This window comes from Kitasatospora misakiensis (assembly GCF_042656005.1).
Classification (GTDB): domain Bacteria; phylum Actinomycetota; class Actinomycetes; order Streptomycetales; family Streptomycetaceae; genus Kitasatospora; species Kitasatospora misakiensis.
Genome location: NZ_JBHSOF010000038.1, coordinates 1 through 14,220, shown reverse-complemented (window position 1 = coordinate 14,220; position 14,220 = coordinate 1). Strand labels below are relative to the sequence as shown.

Sequence of the window (14,220 nt, the reverse complement as noted above, 5' to 3'; positions counted from 1 at the left end):
GTCCACCACCGCCTCCCGCGCGATCCCGGGCATGCGCCCGTCGTACGACGCCGAGCACCCGCACTCGACGACGCCGATCTACGACGAGCTGTACTCCGAGTACCGGCGCCTCTTCCGCGCGCTGCCCGGCGACCGCTCCGGCGAGGAGGACCTGAAGTTCGCCGGCTTCGCCGTCCGGGACGGCTTTCCGGGGCGCGCCGCCGACCACCGCTCGTACCCGCCGCAGCAGCAGGCGTTCCAGACGTACGGGGGCCAGGCGATCGGCATCCCGCAGTTCATGCCGAACCAGCCGGGCGGCCCCGACCACACCGGTCCCGCCGAGCACCCCGGCCATACGGGACACCTCCACCACACCGGGCACACCGGTCACGGCGCGAACACCGGGCACACCGGGCACTCGACGAGCCCGTACGCCACCGGCTTCCACGCCCAGACCCCGCCCCACGCCTCCCAGCCGCACGGCCAGACGCACCACAGCCAGGCCCATGGCCAGGCCCAGGCGCAGGCCCAGCCCCACTCCCAGGCCCAGTACGGCACCGGCCAGGGCTGGGTGGCGGCCGGCTACCTCGGCTCCGTCCCCCACCCGATGGCGGCCCACGTGCCCGCACCGGCCCCGGTGACGGTTCCGGTGCCGGCGTCCGCCCCGGTCATGGGCACCGCCTACAGCCACGGCCCGGGCGGCCCGGGCGGGACCAGCGGAGGCCGCCACCGCAGCCTGCTCTCGCTCCCCCCGGGCCGCAGCGGCGAACACCACTGACCCCGCGCCCCCACAGCGCGGCCCCCACACCCCCGCCCGGGGCCCACGACCCCGTGGCCCCCACGCCCGGGGCGGGTACGGCGAAGGGTCCCGCCGCCCGGTCCTGAGACCGGCCGACGGGACCCTTCCTCCTTACCACCTACTACTTGCGCTTGCGCTTCTCCCGCACCCGCACCGAGATCGAGATCGGCGTCCCGACGAAGCCGAACTCCTCCCGCAGGCGGCGCTCGATGAAGCGGCGGTAGCCCGCCTCCAGGAAGCCCGAGGCGAACAGCACGAACCGCGGCGGACGGGTGCCCGCCTGGGTGCCGAACAGGATGCGCGGCTGCTTGCCACCGCGGATCGGGTGCGGGTGGGCCGCCACCAGCTCGCCGAGGAAGGCGTTCAGGCGGGCCGTCGAGATGCGGGTCTCCCAGCCGGCCAGCGCGGTCTCGATCGCCGGGACGAGCTTCTCCATGTGCCGACCGGTCTTCGCCGAGACGTTGACCCGGGGCGCCCACTGCACCTGGACGAGGTCGCGCTCGATCTCGCGCTCCAGGTAGTAGCGGCGCTCCTCGTCGAGCTGGTCCCACTTGTTGTACGCGATGACGACGGCGCGCCCGGCCTCGACGGCCATCGAGATGATCCGGGTGTCCTGCTCGGCGAGGGTCTCGCTGCAGTCGATCAGGACGACGGCGACCTCGGCCTTCTCCAGCGCGGAGGAGGTGCGCAGCGAGGCGTAGAAGTCGGCGCCGGCGGTCAGGTGGACCCGGCGGCGGATACCGGCGGTGTCGACGAACTTCCAGGTCTTGCCGCCGAGCTCGATCAGCTCGTCGACCGGGTCGCGGGTGGTGCCGGCCAGCTCGTTGACGACCACCCGGTCCTCGCCGGCGACCTTGTTGAGCAGGCTGGACTTGCCGACGTTGGGGCGGCCGATCAGCGCGACGCGGCGCGGGCCGCCCGGGGCGACGTTGCCGAAGGTCTGCGGCGGGGCCTCGGGCAGGGCGGCCATCACGGCGTCGAGCAGGTCGCCGGAGCCGCGGCCGTGCAGGGCGGAGACGGGGTAGGGCTCGCCCAGGCCGAGCGACCAGAGGTAGGCGGCCTCGGCCTCGGTGGACTGGCCGTCGACCTTGTTGGCGCAGAGCACGGTCGGCTTGCCGGCCCGGCGGATGAGCTTGATCAGCGCCTCGTCGGTGTCGGTGGCGCCGACGGTGGCGTCGACCACGAACAGCACCGCGTCGGCCTGCTCGATGCCCAGCTCGGCCTGGGCGGCGACCATGGCGTCGATGCCGAGGACGTCGATCTCCCAGCCGCCGGTGTCGACGACCTTGAAGCGGCGGCCGTTCCAGGTGGCCTCGTAGGTGACGCGGTCGCGGGTGACGCCGGGCTTGTCCTCGACGACGGCCTCGCGACGGCCGATGATGCGGTTGACCAGGGTCGACTTGCCGACGTTCGGGCGGCCGACGACGGCCAGGACCGGCAGCGGGACGTGGCTGCCCTCGCCGTCGAACTCGTCGAGGTCGAAGCCCTCCTCGGCGGCGAGTGCCATGAACTCGGCGTACTCGTCGGCGTCCAGCTCGCCGTGGCCGGCGGTGTCGTGCTCTGCGGTCATTTTCGTACTGTCCGTTTCCCGGCACGACCCTTCCCAGGGGCGCGCCGTGCGTACCTGCCCCTCCGGGGCAGCGCGAATGGTTCAGGGTGCCACCGTGGCACCCCGTCGTTCACCGGATGATCCGGCCCGTCGGACCGGATCAGAAAACCGGATCAAAAAAGTCGTACCGGCCGGTGTCCTACCGACCGGTGTCCTACCGTTCTCAGACCGTCGACAGCGCGGACCCGGCCCGCTCCGCGACCAGAGCGGCGATCCGGTCGATCACCTGCTCCAGAGTGAGCTCACTGGTGTCCACCAGAACGGCGTCCGCGGCCTGGGCGAGCGGAGCGGTCTCCCGTGAGGAGTCCGCCGCGTCCCGGCGGGCCAGGTCGGCGGCCATCGCGGTGATGATCGCCTCGTCCAGGCCCTTGGCCCGCAGCTCGGCCGCCCGGCGCTCCGCCCGGGCCGCCTCCGACGCGGTCAGGAAGACCTTGAGGGTGGCGTCCGGGAAGACCACGCTCCCCATGTCCCGGCCCTCGGCGACGATGCCGCGCTCGGCGACCTCGGCGCAGCCGCGCTGCAGCTCGACCAGACGGGTGCGCACCGCCGGCACCGCGGAGACGGCGCTGACCTGCGCGGTCACCTCCGGGCCGCGGATCGGGCCGGCGACGTCGCGGCCGTCGACCGTGATGGTCGGACCGTCCGCGTCCGTACCGGACACGATCACCGGCTTGCCGCACGCGACGGCCACCGCCTCCGCGTCCGTCACGTCGATGTCGTTGGCCAGCATCCACCAGGTCATCGCCCGGTACATGGCACCGGTGTCCAGGAAGCTCAGGCCGAGCCGGACGGCGACCGCCCGGGAGACGGTCGACTTGCCGGAGCCGGAGGGTCCGTCGATGGCGACGACGACCGGGGCGTGCGCTCGGTCGGCAGTGTCCACGGCACGAACCTCTCTCTGGTTTCTGAACATGGCGACCCGGATCTACGGGGCCGGCCGGGGATTGTCTCCCTCAAGGTTAATGGACCGGCGCCCGACCCGGCCCCGCCCGGTGGGCACCCGCCGACGCCGACTCCGCTCACCGCCTCCCGCCCCCGGACGCCCCACCCTCAGTCCCGCACGCTCCACCCGCGCGACCGCAGCGCCGCCACCAGCGAGCGGACCGCGCCCGGCGCCACCGCCAGCTGGACGAAGCCCACCTGCTGGCCGGTCGAGTGCTCGATCACGACGTCCTCGATGTTGACGCCGGCCGCGCCGACCTCGCCGAAGAGCCGGCCCAGCTCGCCGGGCTGGTCGCCCAGCACCACGGCGACGGTCTCGTAGCGGGTGGGCGGCGCGCCGTGCTTGCCCGGGATCCGGGCCTGGCCGGTGTTGCCGCGCCGCATGACCGCCTCGATGCCCGCGGCGCCCCCCCGCCGCTCGCCCTCCTCGGCGGCCTGCAGGGCGCGCAGCGCGGAGACGGTCTCGTCGAGGTCGGTGGCGAGCTCGGCGAGCACGTCGGCCACCGCGCCGGCGTTGGCGGAGAGGATGTCGACCCACATCGCGGGGTTGGAGGCGGCGATCCGGGTGACGTCCCGGACGCCCTGGCCGGAGAGCCTTATGGCGGTCTCGTCGGCGTGCTCCAGCCGGGCGGCGACCAGCGAGGAGAGCAGCTGGGGGGCGTGCGAGACCAGGGCGACCGCGCGGTCGTGCGCCGCGGCGTCCATGACGATCGGCATGGCCCCGCAGAGCGCGACCAGTTCGAGGACGGCGTTCAGCGTCTCGGTGTCGGTGTCGGAGGTGGGGGTGAGCACCCACGGCCGGCCCTCGAACAGGTCGGCGCGGGCGGCCAGCGGTCCGGACCGCTCCCGCCCGGCCATCGGGTGGCTGCCGATGTAGTGGACGGTGTCGCAGCCGAGCGCGGTGATCTCGGCGCGCGGGCCGGCCTTCACGCTGGCGACGTCGGTGTAGCAGCGGGCCAGGCCGCGGCGCTGGCAGTCGGCGAGCACCTTGCCGACCAGCGCGGGCGGGACGGCGATGATCGCGAGGTCGACCGGACCGTCGGCCGGATCCGTGGTGCCGGCGCCCAGCGAGGCGGCGGTGCGGGCGGCGTCCGGGTCGGCGTCCTCCAGATGGACGGTCAGACCCCGTCCGGTGAGGGCGAGCGCGGCGGAGGTGCCGATGAGTCCGGTGCCGACGACGACGGCTGTGCGCATGGCGGGGTGGCTCTCCTCACGGAACGGAACTGCGGGACGGAACTGCGGAACGGAACCGCAGAGCGGAACCGCAGGACGGAACTGCGGGACGGAACCGCTGGACCGGTCCGCCCCATCCTCCCCCATCGCCGCCCACCCGCGTGGCAGCGCCCGCAACCGCGCGGGGCCCCGGGCCGTCCCCCCTCACGCGGACCCGCGTCACCGGCCCCGGGGCGGCACCCGACGGCACCGGCCCCACCGAATCGGCCGGACGCCACCGGGCGCGCGCCGCGCACGGCGGAAAACCGGGGACGCGGGCAGCGGTACACGGCAGGATGGGGCCGCCCAGGGGCGGCTCGGCGCGCTCGGCGCCGACGGTACGCGACGAAGGGGTTGGCCGGGTGAACGATCAGCACAGCAGCGACCAGCATCAACCGCAGGACACCAGTACCACCGAGTCGGCCGGGGAGAAGGCCGACGGAACCACCCCCGCCCCGCCCACCCCCTCCGTCCCGTCCGTGCTGGACTCCGTCGTCGTCCACGCCGCCGGCGCGGTCTGCCGCCGCCGGGCCCGGGTGGCCCTGCCTCCGGACGGGCGGCTCCGGCTGACCGGCCTGCCCCGCCGGATCGACGAACGCTCCCTGCGCGCCCGGGTGCTCTCCGGCCCGACCGGCACCGCCGTCACCGAGGCCCGGCTGGAGGCGGTCGCCGAACTCCGCGACCCCTCCGACCTGCCGGAGCTGCGCCGCCGACTGGACGCGGCCCGCGAGCACGAGAGCGCCCTCCGGGAGCGGTACCGGGTGGTGCTCGCCGCCGTCTCCGAGACCGCCGCGCTGCGCGCCGTCCCGCCGCCGCGCCAGCAGGACGAGCCGCTGCGCCGGACGCCCGCCGACGCCTGGCTGGAGCTGGCCGACTTCGTCGACGAGCGCCTCGGCCGCCTCCACCGGCGCGCCGAGCTGCTCACCCGGGACATCGAACTCGCCGAGCACGAGACCGAGTTGCTCGCCGACCAGGTCGCCCGCTCGACCACCGCCGACCGGCCCGAGGCGATCACGACCGCGATCACCGCCCTCCTCACCCTCACCACCCCCGCCCCGGACACCGAGAACCCCGATCCCGCCGCGCCGCCCGCACCCGAGCTCGACCTCGAACTCGAACTTGAACTCGAGTACACCGTCCAGGCCGCCCGCTGGGTGCCCTCCTACCGGCTCGCCTACCGCCAGGGCGCCGACACCGGCCACCTGGTCCTGCGCGCCTCCGTCGCCCAGCAGACCGGCGAGGACTGGACCGGCGTCCGCCTCGCCCTCTCCACCGCCGACCTGAACCGCCACACCGGCCTGCCCAAGCTGCGCTCGCTGCGGATCGGCCGCAGCCAGCCGGCCCCGCCGCCCTCCGGCTGGCGCGAGCCCCCGCCCGGCCTGGCCGACCTGTTCACGGCGTACGACGCGACCGGCCCGCGCCCCGTCCCCGACCGCCCCCTGCGGCCCGCCGCGGCGGTCCACGCCGTCTCCGCCCCGATCAGCCCGTCCGTCGCCGCCCCGCCACCGCCCCCGGCTCCGGCGTCGTTCCCCGCCCCGGCCCCCCAGGCCCCGGGCGGTTTCCGGCCGACCGCCGGAGGCGCGCGCGGCGGCACCGCCGGTCTGCGCTCGGCGGACGAGCCGCCCGGCTTCGCCGGCTACGGCGGGCCTCCGCCCCCGCCCGCGCCCCGCGCGGCCCGGGCCCGCCGCAAGAGCGCCCCCGAGGACGCGGCCGGCGAGGCGTTCGGCGAGGCGTTCGGCGGCCCGGCCCTCGCCGCCGACGGCACGGACACCGCCGACTACCTCCTCGGCGCCCCCGCCCCGTTCGCGCCCCCGCCCGGCCCGCCGGTCCCGGACGAGCTGCTGCTCGACTACCCCGCGCTGGAGCTGCACGGCCCGGACACCGACGCCGAGCGCCGCGGCACCCTGCACCGCCCGTACCGCCCGGGCAGCGTCAGCCGCACGGCCGCCGGCCCGTACGGCGCCCGGCTGCAGCGGCTCCCGCTGCCGCAGCACGCGGTGCACCCGCGCCTCTCCGCCGGCTCCTTCGACCACCGCTTCGACGCCGCCGCGCCCGCCGACATCCCGTCCGACGCCACCTGGCACACCGTCACGATCGACGACATCGCGGTGAGCGTCCGGCCCGAGTACGTCACCGTGCCCGCGGTCGAGGAGCGGGTCTACGCGACCCTGGTGATCACCAACGGCACCTCCCGCGCCGTGCTCGCCGGCCCGGTCGAGGTGACCGTCGACGACGAGTTCCTGCTCACCGCCGCGCTGCCCACCCTCGCCCCCGGCGGTGTGCGCCGACTGGGCATCGGTGTCGCCGAGTCGGTCGAGGTGACGCGCCGTACCGAGCTGCGCGAGTCCACCGCGGGCATGCTGAACAACAGCACGGTGCTCGACCACCGGGTCCACGTCGAGCTGGCCAACCGGCTCGGCCGCCCGGTCACCGTCGAGGTCCGCGAACGGGTGCCGGTCAGCTCCGACGCCGACATCCGGATCGAGGAACGGCCCGGCTGGCAGGCCCCGGAGGAACCCTCCCCCGAGTGCCCGCCCAGCACCCGGCTCCGGCGGGTCGAGCTGCCGCCGGGCGGCCGGGCCGAGCTGGACGGCGGCTACCAGATCAGAATCCCGGCCGGAAAGACCATCGTCGGCGGAAACCGGAGGAACTGAACGATGACCGTCACCCCCCTCCCGAGCGCCCCCGGCCCCGGCGCGCACACCACACCCGGTCCCGTGACGGCGCTCCCCGTCACCGCCGTCACCTGTCTGGAGGACCGCGCCCAGGTCGAGCGCACCGCCACCGTGGAGCTGGCCGCCGGTGTCCGGCGGCTGCGGCTGGGCCCGCTCACCGCGCTCGCCGTCGACCGCACCCTGCGCGCCGAGTCGGACACCCCGGGCGTGCGCGTCCTGGACGCCCGGATCACCCGGGCCTGGACGCCCCGCGCGCCCCTGCCTCCCGGCCCGGACGACTCCGGGCTGCGCCACCGCCTGCACGCGCTGGAAGGGCGGATCCGCGAGGAGGAGCGGCTGACCGACCGGCTGGAGGCCCGGCTGGCCCTGCTCGCCCAGCTCACCGCCGACCTGCTGCGCGAGGTCGGCGAGGGCGCCGGCGCCGGCGAGGTCGAACGCACCCGCTGGCACCGCGAGCTGGACCGGGTCGACGCCGGCCGCGAGCAGCACGGCGAGGAGCTGCGCGCCGCCCGCGCCCGGCTGCGCCGGCTTGAGGTGGACCGCGCCGCCGCGCTCGGCGCCCTGGAGGAGGCCGAGGAGCGGCCCGCCGAACTGGTCGCCCACCTCGACCTCACCGTCGAGGCCGCCCAGGCCGGTCCCGCCCTGCTGACCGTCCACCACCTGGTGCCGTGCGCGCTGTGGCGGCCGTCCTACCGGGCCACCCTGGCCGACGGCGAGCTGCGGCTGGAGTCGGAGGCGGTGGTCTGGCAGCGCACCGGCGAGGCCTGGACCGGGGCCCGGCTCACCTTCTCCACCGCCCGGTCCGCGCTGGCCACCGAACCGCCGGCGCTCGCCGAGGACGTGCTGACGCTGCGCGAGCGCACCGCCGAGGAGAAGCGCACCGTCGAGGTCGAGCTGCGCGAGGAGGCGATCTCCGAGCTGGGCCCGGACGGCGTGGTGCCGGGCGTGGACGACGGCGGCGAGGTGCGGGTGCTGAACGCCCCGGCGCCGGCCACCGTGCCGTCCGACGGCCGGGCGCACCGGGTGCCGCTGGCCTCCTTCGGCGGTCCGGCGCACAGCGAGTTCGCCTGCGCGCCGGAGCTGTCGCCGCTGGTGACCCAGGCGGTCCGGTTCCGCAACACGGCCGGGCACCCGCTGCTCGCCGGGCCGGTCGAGCTGGTCCGCGGCAGCGGCTTCACCGGGCGCGGGCGGCTGCCGTTCACGGCGGCGGGCGCCGACGCCGAGCTGTCCTTCGGCAGTTCGGACGGCTACCGCGTGGTGCGCGAGACCGAGGAGCGGCAGTCCACCGCGGGCCTGAGCCAGCGTTCGGTGACGACCCGCACGGTGCGGCTGCACCTGTCCCGGTTCTCCGGCCCGGAGGAGCGGGACGAGCAGCTGGTCGCGGTGCGCGAACGGGTGCCGGTCTCCGAGGTGGCGGCGGTGGAGGTGCGGCTGCGCAAGGAGGACTGCTCGCCCGTGCCGGACGCCTTCGACACCGAGGGCAGCGTGCGCTGGGACGTCCCGCTCGGCCCGGGCGCCCGCCGCACGCTCACCCTGGTGTACGAGATCTCCGCCTCGGCGAAGGTGGCGGGCCTGTGAGCGGCGGCCGGGGTACCCGCCCGGGCCCGGCCGGAGCGGGTACAACAGGAGCATGATCCTGCACCTCGCTCCCCTGGACGACTGGCTGGCCGATCCCGGTCGGCCGTACGCGACCGCCTCGCTGCTCACCGACGGGTTCATCCACTGCGCGGCGGACGAGCAGACGGCGCTCGCCGTGGCCAACGCCTTCTTCGCCGACGCCCGCGAACCGCTGATGGTGCTGCTGATCGAGGAGTCGCTGGTGGAACCGATGGTCAAGTGGGAGGCCCCGCACGGCGCACCGCCGCCCGGGGCCACCCCCGATGTGCTGTACCCGCACATCTACGGGCGGCTCAACCGCACGGCGGTGATCGGGCTGGAGAAGGTCGAACGCGGCCCGGACGGCCGCTGGGCGGCCCTCTCCCCCTGGAGCTGACACCCGCTTGTTACCACCAGCCCCGTTACCACCAGCCCCGCTACAGCCAGCCCCGCTCCCGGGCCGCCATCCCGGCCTGGAAGCGGGTGGTGGCGCCCAGCTCCCGCATCAGCGACTGGAGCCGGCGCTGGGTGGTCCGGGCGCTCCAGCCCAGCGAGCGGGCGATCGACTCGTCGGTCAGGCCGGCCGCCAGCAGCCCGAGCAGCTTACGGTGGTCGGTCTCCGGCTCCAGCGTCCCGTCGCCGGCGCCGAGCGCGGACTGCAGCTGGACGGCGCGCTCCCACTCCGCCTCGAAGAGCGTGTCCAGCGCCTGGAGCAGCGCCGAGGGGTGGATCACGTAGGCCGTGTCGAGGACGCTGTCGCCGACGCTGATCGGGATGATCGCCATCCGGTCGTCCGACATGATCATCTTCATCGGGAGCACCGGCCGGACCCGGGCCTCCTCGCCGTCCGCGACGCCGACCAGGATGTTCCGCTCCAGCCGGCCCGGCCAGGCCACCGCCTCCCGGTCGTAGATGGTCCGGAACCGCACGCCCTCCCCCAGCCGCTGCCGCTGCAGCGGCATGTTGGCCACCGGGTCCTGGATGTACGGCGGGCAGTCGAAGCCGCGGATCTGGTACTGGCTGGTCTCGGTGATGTGCTCCAGGCGCTGGGCTATCGCCTCGCCGCCGGTCAGCACCTCGACCGAGTGCGCCGGGTCGGTGTACCGCGAGGCCTCCCGGAAGGCGTCCATCAGCCGGTGCATCTCGGCCCGGGCGTGCCGCAGTTCGGACTCGCGGTGGCCGATCAGGGTGCCGATCGCGACGTCCGGGGCGACCGGCAGGAAGCGCTGCCGGTCCACCGGGGCGCGGGTGGCCATGCCCTGCTGGGCGAGCCGGTCCAGGGCCCGCACGCTCTGCTGGAGGGTCAGGTCGCAGAGCCCGGCGAGGTCTTCGGCGGTCGACTGCGGGTTGGCCACCAGCGCCGCGTAGACCCGCCCGTCCGGCGTGGCCAGTCCCAGCGCGCTGAGTGGTGCATCGGACACGGCGTCGCTCCCCGTTCGCCTCTCGTCCCGCGCCGGATGGCGCAGTCCCGCCACTCGGCGGGTCGTGGTCAGGTGGCAATACTCGGCCACGGATCACTGGGCTGACAAGGCGATCACCCCGCGATGCGGTCCGCTTCACAGCAGGACCCGCCGAACGACGGAGGGCCTCCCCGCCGAGTGGCGGGGAGGCCCTTCCGGGGCGGTGCGGGGAGCCGTTACAGCCCGACCTCGCGCATCAGCTGACCGACCTCGGGGTTGGTGAGCCGGCGGAGCCAGCCGGACTTCTGGTCGCCGAGCGCGATCGGCCCGAAGTGGGTGCGCACCAGCTTCTCGACCGGGAAGCCCGCCTCGGACAGCATCCGGCGGACGATGTGCTTGCGGCCCTCGTGCAGGGTCACCTCGACCAGGTAGTTCTTGCCGACGTTCGAGACGACCTTGAAGCTGTCGGCGCGGGCGTAGCCGTCCTCCAGCTCGATGCCCTTGGCGAGCTGCTTGCCCAGGTCGCGCGGGATCGGGCCCTGGATGGCGGCCAGGTAGGTCTTGGTCACGCCGTACCGGGGGTGGGTGAGGCGGTGGGCCAGCTCGCCGTGGTTGGTGAGCAGGATGATGCCCTCGGTCTCGGTGTCCAGGCGGCCGACGTGGAACAGCCGGGTCTCCCGGTTGGTCACGTAGTCGCCGAGGCACTGGCGGCCGTCCGGGTCCTCCATGGTGGAGACCACGCCGGCCGGCTTGTTGAGGGCGAAGAACAGGTACGACTGGGTGGCGACGGTCAGGCCGTCCACCTTGATCTCGTCGTTCTGCGGGTCGACCCGCTTGCCCTGCTCGGTGACCCGCTTGCCGTTGACCTCGACGCGGCCCTGGTCGATCAGCTCCTCGCAGGCGCGACGGCTGCCGATGCCGGCCCGGGCCAGCACCTTCTGCAGGCGCTCGCCCTCGGGCTCGCCGAAGGTCTTCGGCAGCTTCACGGCCGGCTTGTCGTGCCGGGCCAGCACCGCGTCCTCGATCCGGGCCTGGAGCTCGCGCGAGCGCTGCGGCTGGCGCCGCGGGTCACCCGGGGCGCCCTGGCCCTCCCGGCGCGGGCGCGGGGCCGGGCCGGGCCGACGCCCGGTGAAGCCGCCGCGGGCCGGGGTGGCGTTCGGGCCGCCGCCGTACTCGGGGCGGTCGTACCGGCGCTCCTCGGGCCGCAGCGGGCGGTCCGGGTAGCGCCGGTCGTCCCGCCGGTCGTCCCGCCGGTCGTCGCGGCGGTCGTCCCGCCGGTCGTCGCGGCGGTCGTCCCGCCGGTCGTACGAGCCGGAGCCGCCGCGGGCGGAACCGCCCCGGCCCGCGCCGGAGCCACCGCCGTACGAACCCCCGCGCGCGCCGGAGCCACCGGAGCCGCCGGAGCCGCCACGGCCCGCGCCGCCCCCGTAGGAGCCGCCGCCCCGGCCCCCGCCCTGTCCGCCGCGACCGCCGCCGCTGCCGCCGCCGCTGCTGTTCCTGCCGTTGCCACCACTGCTACGCATCAAAGTGTCCGTACGTCGTTACCGTCTGGGCTGTGCGGTCGTTTCGGCCGACCTCACCGCCCCCTACCGATCAGGCGCAGCCCGACCGGCCTCGCCACTGCCGTCCGCGGCCTGCGCGGCAGCGGCGGCGACCGCCTCCGCGATCATCGTGCCCTCCAGGGACTCCGCTTCCACGTCGTCGACCTCGGGCAGGAAGGGAGCAAGCTCCGGCAGCTCGTCCAGGCCGCGGAGCCCCATCCGTTCCAGGAAGTAGTTCGTCGTCCGATACAGGATCGCACCTGTTTCGGGCTCGGATCCGGCCTCTTCCGCCAGTCCTCGCTGTACCAGGGTACGCATCACGCCGTCACAGTTCACACCACGGACGGCGGAGACCCGCGATCTGGACACCGGTTGCCGGTAGGCGACCACCGCCAGGGTCTCCAGTGCCGCCTGGGTCAGCCGGGCCTGCTGGCCGTCCAGGACGAAGCGGTCGACGGCCGGCGCGCAGGCCGCGCGGCTGTAGAAACGCCAGCCCCCGGCCACCTGCCGCAGGTCGAAACCCCGGCCCTGGGCGGTGTACTCGGCGGACAGCTCGCGCAGCGCCGCCGCGACCTCCGCGCGCGGCCGCTCCAGCACGGCGGCCAGGTGGGCCTCGGCGGCCGGCTCGTCGACGATCATCAGGATCGCCTCCAGCTCCGCCCGCAGCCCGGGCCCGCCGTCCACCGCGGGGGGCTCGTCCGGTCCGGGGTCGGCGGGAGAGGTCGGCGGGGCCGACTTCTGGTGCACGACGGGCACGACGGGCACGACGGGCACGACCGGCACGGGCGTCGGCACCGAGGCCGGGACGGGCGCCGGCACGGGCTCCGAGAACGCCTCCAGCGCCTCCGCGGCGGCGCCCGCGGCCGTGACCGCCGCCATGACCGCCGGGACGGCCCCGGGAGGTGCCACCGGCCCGTCCTGGGCCTCCGCCAGCACGCTCGGCGCCGGCTCCTGCCACTCCTCGGCCCGCGGCCGCCCCGGCAGCCCGAGCGCCCGCCTGGCGGGCCGCCCGCCGCCCGCGTCCCCGTTCCCGTTCCCGTTCCCGGCCGTCATCGCCCGTCCTCCTCACCCTTCGCCGGCCCGGCCGCCTCGCCCGCCGGCCGGTCGAACTCGTCCGTGACGTCGACCGCGCCCCGGTCCGCCTCCGCCACCCAGCGCACCACCAGCTCGCCGAGCGCGTCCGACTGCTCGAAGGCGAGCACCCGCTCCCGGTACAGCTCCAGCAGCGCCAGGAAGCGCGCGACCACCACCATGGTGTCCGCCGCGTCCGCGACCAGTTTCTGGAAGGTGGCCTCGCCCAGCTCGGTCAGCAGGCCGACCACCAGGCCCGCCTGCTCGCGCACGCTCACCGGCGGGGTGTGGATGTGGTCGACGTAGACGGCCGGCGCGGGCTTCGGCGCCATCGCGCGGGCGGCGAGCTGCGCGAAGCGCTCGGAGCCGATGCCGATCACGACCTCGGGCAGCAGCGCGGCGTGCCGCGGCTCCAGGCCGACGGAGCGGGGCCGCCGCAGCTGCTCGGCGGCCCAGCGTTCGCCGAACAGCGCCGCCGCCCGCTTGTACGCCCGGTACTGCAGCAGCCGGGCGAAGAGCAGGTCGCGCGCCTCCAGCAGGGCGAGGTCCTCCTCGTCCTCGACCTCGGCGGCGGGCAGCAGCCGGGCCGCCTTGAGGTCGAGGAGGGTGGCGGCGACCACCAGGAACTCGGTCGTGGCGTCCAGGTCCCAGTCCGGCCCCATGGCCCGGATGTGGGCCAGGAACTCGTCGGTGACCGTCGCCAGCGCCACCTCGGTGACGTCCATCCGGTGTTTGGCGATCAGGCTCAGCAGCAGGTCGAACGGGCCCTCGAAGTTGTCCAGCCGGACCCGGAAGCCGCCCTGCGGCCCATCGGCGCCAGGAGTACCGGGAGCACCGCCGCCTACGGCGGCCGACGCGCCGGGCTCCGCCGCTGCGACGGCGGCGGCCTGGGCGACGACGGGGCTGACGGGGCTCTCGGACGTGCTCGGCATGACGGTCCATCTTCGCCCGGAGCCGCCGCCCGCCCCGCACCGGGGCCGTCGACACGCCGGGCCCCGCCCGCTCCCCGGGCCGGGACTCCGCACCAGGACGCGCCGCACCCGATCGCCCGACCCGCCGCCGTACCCCGGACCCCCGCGGCCCCGAGGTGCGCGCTCAGCGCCCGCGCAGCCGCCGTACCAGGATGCTGGCCTCGCCGCGCTGCTCCAGATCCGCGAGCACGACCGCGATGGCCTCCCGGACGATCCGGCCGCGGTCCACCGCCAGGCCGTGCTCCCCGCGGAGCACCAGCCGGGTGTGCTCAAGGTCCATCAGTTCCTCGGCGGACACGTACACGGTGATCTTCTCGTCGTGCCGCTCGCGCCCGCTGGGGCGGCGGGGGGCACGGCCACGCGGACGGGGCCGCCCCGCGGCACCCGCCTGGTCCTCGACCGCGCCGGCGGACGGCGGGGCCGCC

11 protein-coding genes and 1 pseudogene are annotated in these 14,220 nt (G+C 75.6%); 4 read left to right on the top strand and 8 right to left on the bottom strand.

What is annotated here, in order from left to right; translation table 11 throughout:
* The first annotated feature begins 31 nt into the window (after positions 1-31).
* Positions 32-757, top strand: coding sequence for a hypothetical protein (locus ACFP3U_RS25295; RefSeq protein WP_380227951.1), 726 nt, complete (start codon positions 32-34; stop codon positions 755-757).
* Positions 758-899: 142 nt separating this feature from the next.
* Here ACFP3U_RS25295 and der read toward each other — a convergent pair whose 3' ends face one another.
* From der to ACFP3U_RS25280, 3 genes are all read right to left on the bottom strand, one after another.
* The gene (der, locus tag ACFP3U_RS25290; protein WP_380227950.1) at positions 900-2,348 is read right to left on the bottom strand and encodes a ribosome biogenesis GTPase Der; all 1,449 of its coding nucleotides are present in this window, start codon (positions 2,346-2,348) and stop codon (positions 900-902) included.
* A gap of 202 nt (positions 2,349-2,550) precedes the next feature.
* On the bottom strand, positions 2,551-3,270 hold the full coding sequence (gene cmk / locus ACFP3U_RS25285) for a (d)CMP kinase (RefSeq protein WP_380227949.1): 720 nt from the start codon (positions 3,268-3,270) through the stop codon (positions 2,551-2,553).
* Positions 3,271-3,437: 167 nt separating this feature from the next.
* Entirely contained in the window at positions 3,438-4,523 is a 1,086-nt protein-coding gene (locus ACFP3U_RS25280) for a prephenate dehydrogenase (protein WP_380227948.1), read from the bottom strand.
* Positions 4,524-4,903: 380 nt separating this feature from the next.
* Here ACFP3U_RS25280 and ACFP3U_RS25275 point away from each other — a divergent pair, with 380 nt between their 5' ends.
* Genes ACFP3U_RS25275 through ACFP3U_RS25265 form a run of 3 tightly spaced genes read left to right on the top strand, consistent with a single transcriptional unit; the run spans position 4,904 to position 9,209 of the window.
* Positions 4,904-7,195, top strand: coding sequence for a DUF4139 domain-containing protein (locus ACFP3U_RS25275; RefSeq protein ID WP_380227947.1), 2,292 nt, complete (start codon positions 4,904-4,906; stop codon positions 7,193-7,195).
* Positions 7,196-7,198: 3 nt separating this feature from the next.
* The gene (locus ACFP3U_RS25270) at positions 7,199-8,794 is read left to right on the top strand and encodes a DUF4139 domain-containing protein (protein WP_380227946.1); all 1,596 of its coding nucleotides are present in this window, start codon (positions 7,199-7,201) and stop codon (positions 8,792-8,794) included.
* A 52-nt stretch (positions 8,795-8,846) separates the two neighbouring features.
* Positions 8,847-9,209 carry a DUF952 domain-containing protein gene (locus ACFP3U_RS25265; RefSeq protein ID WP_380227945.1) on the top strand — a complete coding sequence of 121 codons (363 nt, stop codon included), beginning with the start codon at positions 8,847-8,849 and terminating at the stop codon, positions 9,207-9,209.
* Positions 9,210-9,249: 40 nt separating this feature from the next.
* On the opposite strand, the gene ACFP3U_RS25260 is transcribed toward ACFP3U_RS25265, so the two are convergent.
* From ACFP3U_RS25260 to ACFP3U_RS25240, 5 genes and pseudogenes are all read right to left on the bottom strand, one after another.
* The gene (locus tag ACFP3U_RS25260) at positions 9,250-10,233 is read right to left on the bottom strand and encodes a transcriptional regulator (RefSeq protein WP_380227944.1); all 984 of its coding nucleotides are present in this window, start codon (positions 10,231-10,233) and stop codon (positions 9,250-9,252) included.
* A 215-nt stretch (positions 10,234-10,448) separates the two neighbouring features.
* Positions 10,449-11,735 carry a pseudouridine synthase gene (locus ACFP3U_RS25255; protein ID WP_380227943.1) on the bottom strand — a complete coding sequence of 429 codons (1,287 nt, stop codon included), beginning with the start codon at positions 11,733-11,735 and terminating at the stop codon, positions 10,449-10,451.
* Positions 11,736-11,798: 63 nt separating this feature from the next.
* Positions 11,799-12,392 carry an SMC-Scp complex subunit ScpB gene (scpB, locus tag ACFP3U_RS25250; protein ID WP_380228008.1) on the bottom strand — a complete coding sequence of 198 codons (594 nt, stop codon included), beginning with the start codon at positions 12,390-12,392 and terminating at the stop codon, positions 11,799-11,801.
* Between the two features lie 410 nt (positions 12,393-12,802).
* Complete coding sequence (locus tag ACFP3U_RS25245) at positions 12,803-13,756, bottom strand: segregation and condensation protein A (RefSeq protein ID WP_380227941.1); 954 nt, start codon at positions 13,754-13,756, stop codon at positions 12,803-12,805.
* A gap of 163 nt (positions 13,757-13,919) precedes the next feature.
* Positions 13,920-14,220 (bottom strand): annotated as a pseudogene (locus ACFP3U_RS25240) (hypothetical protein); the annotation flags it as partial.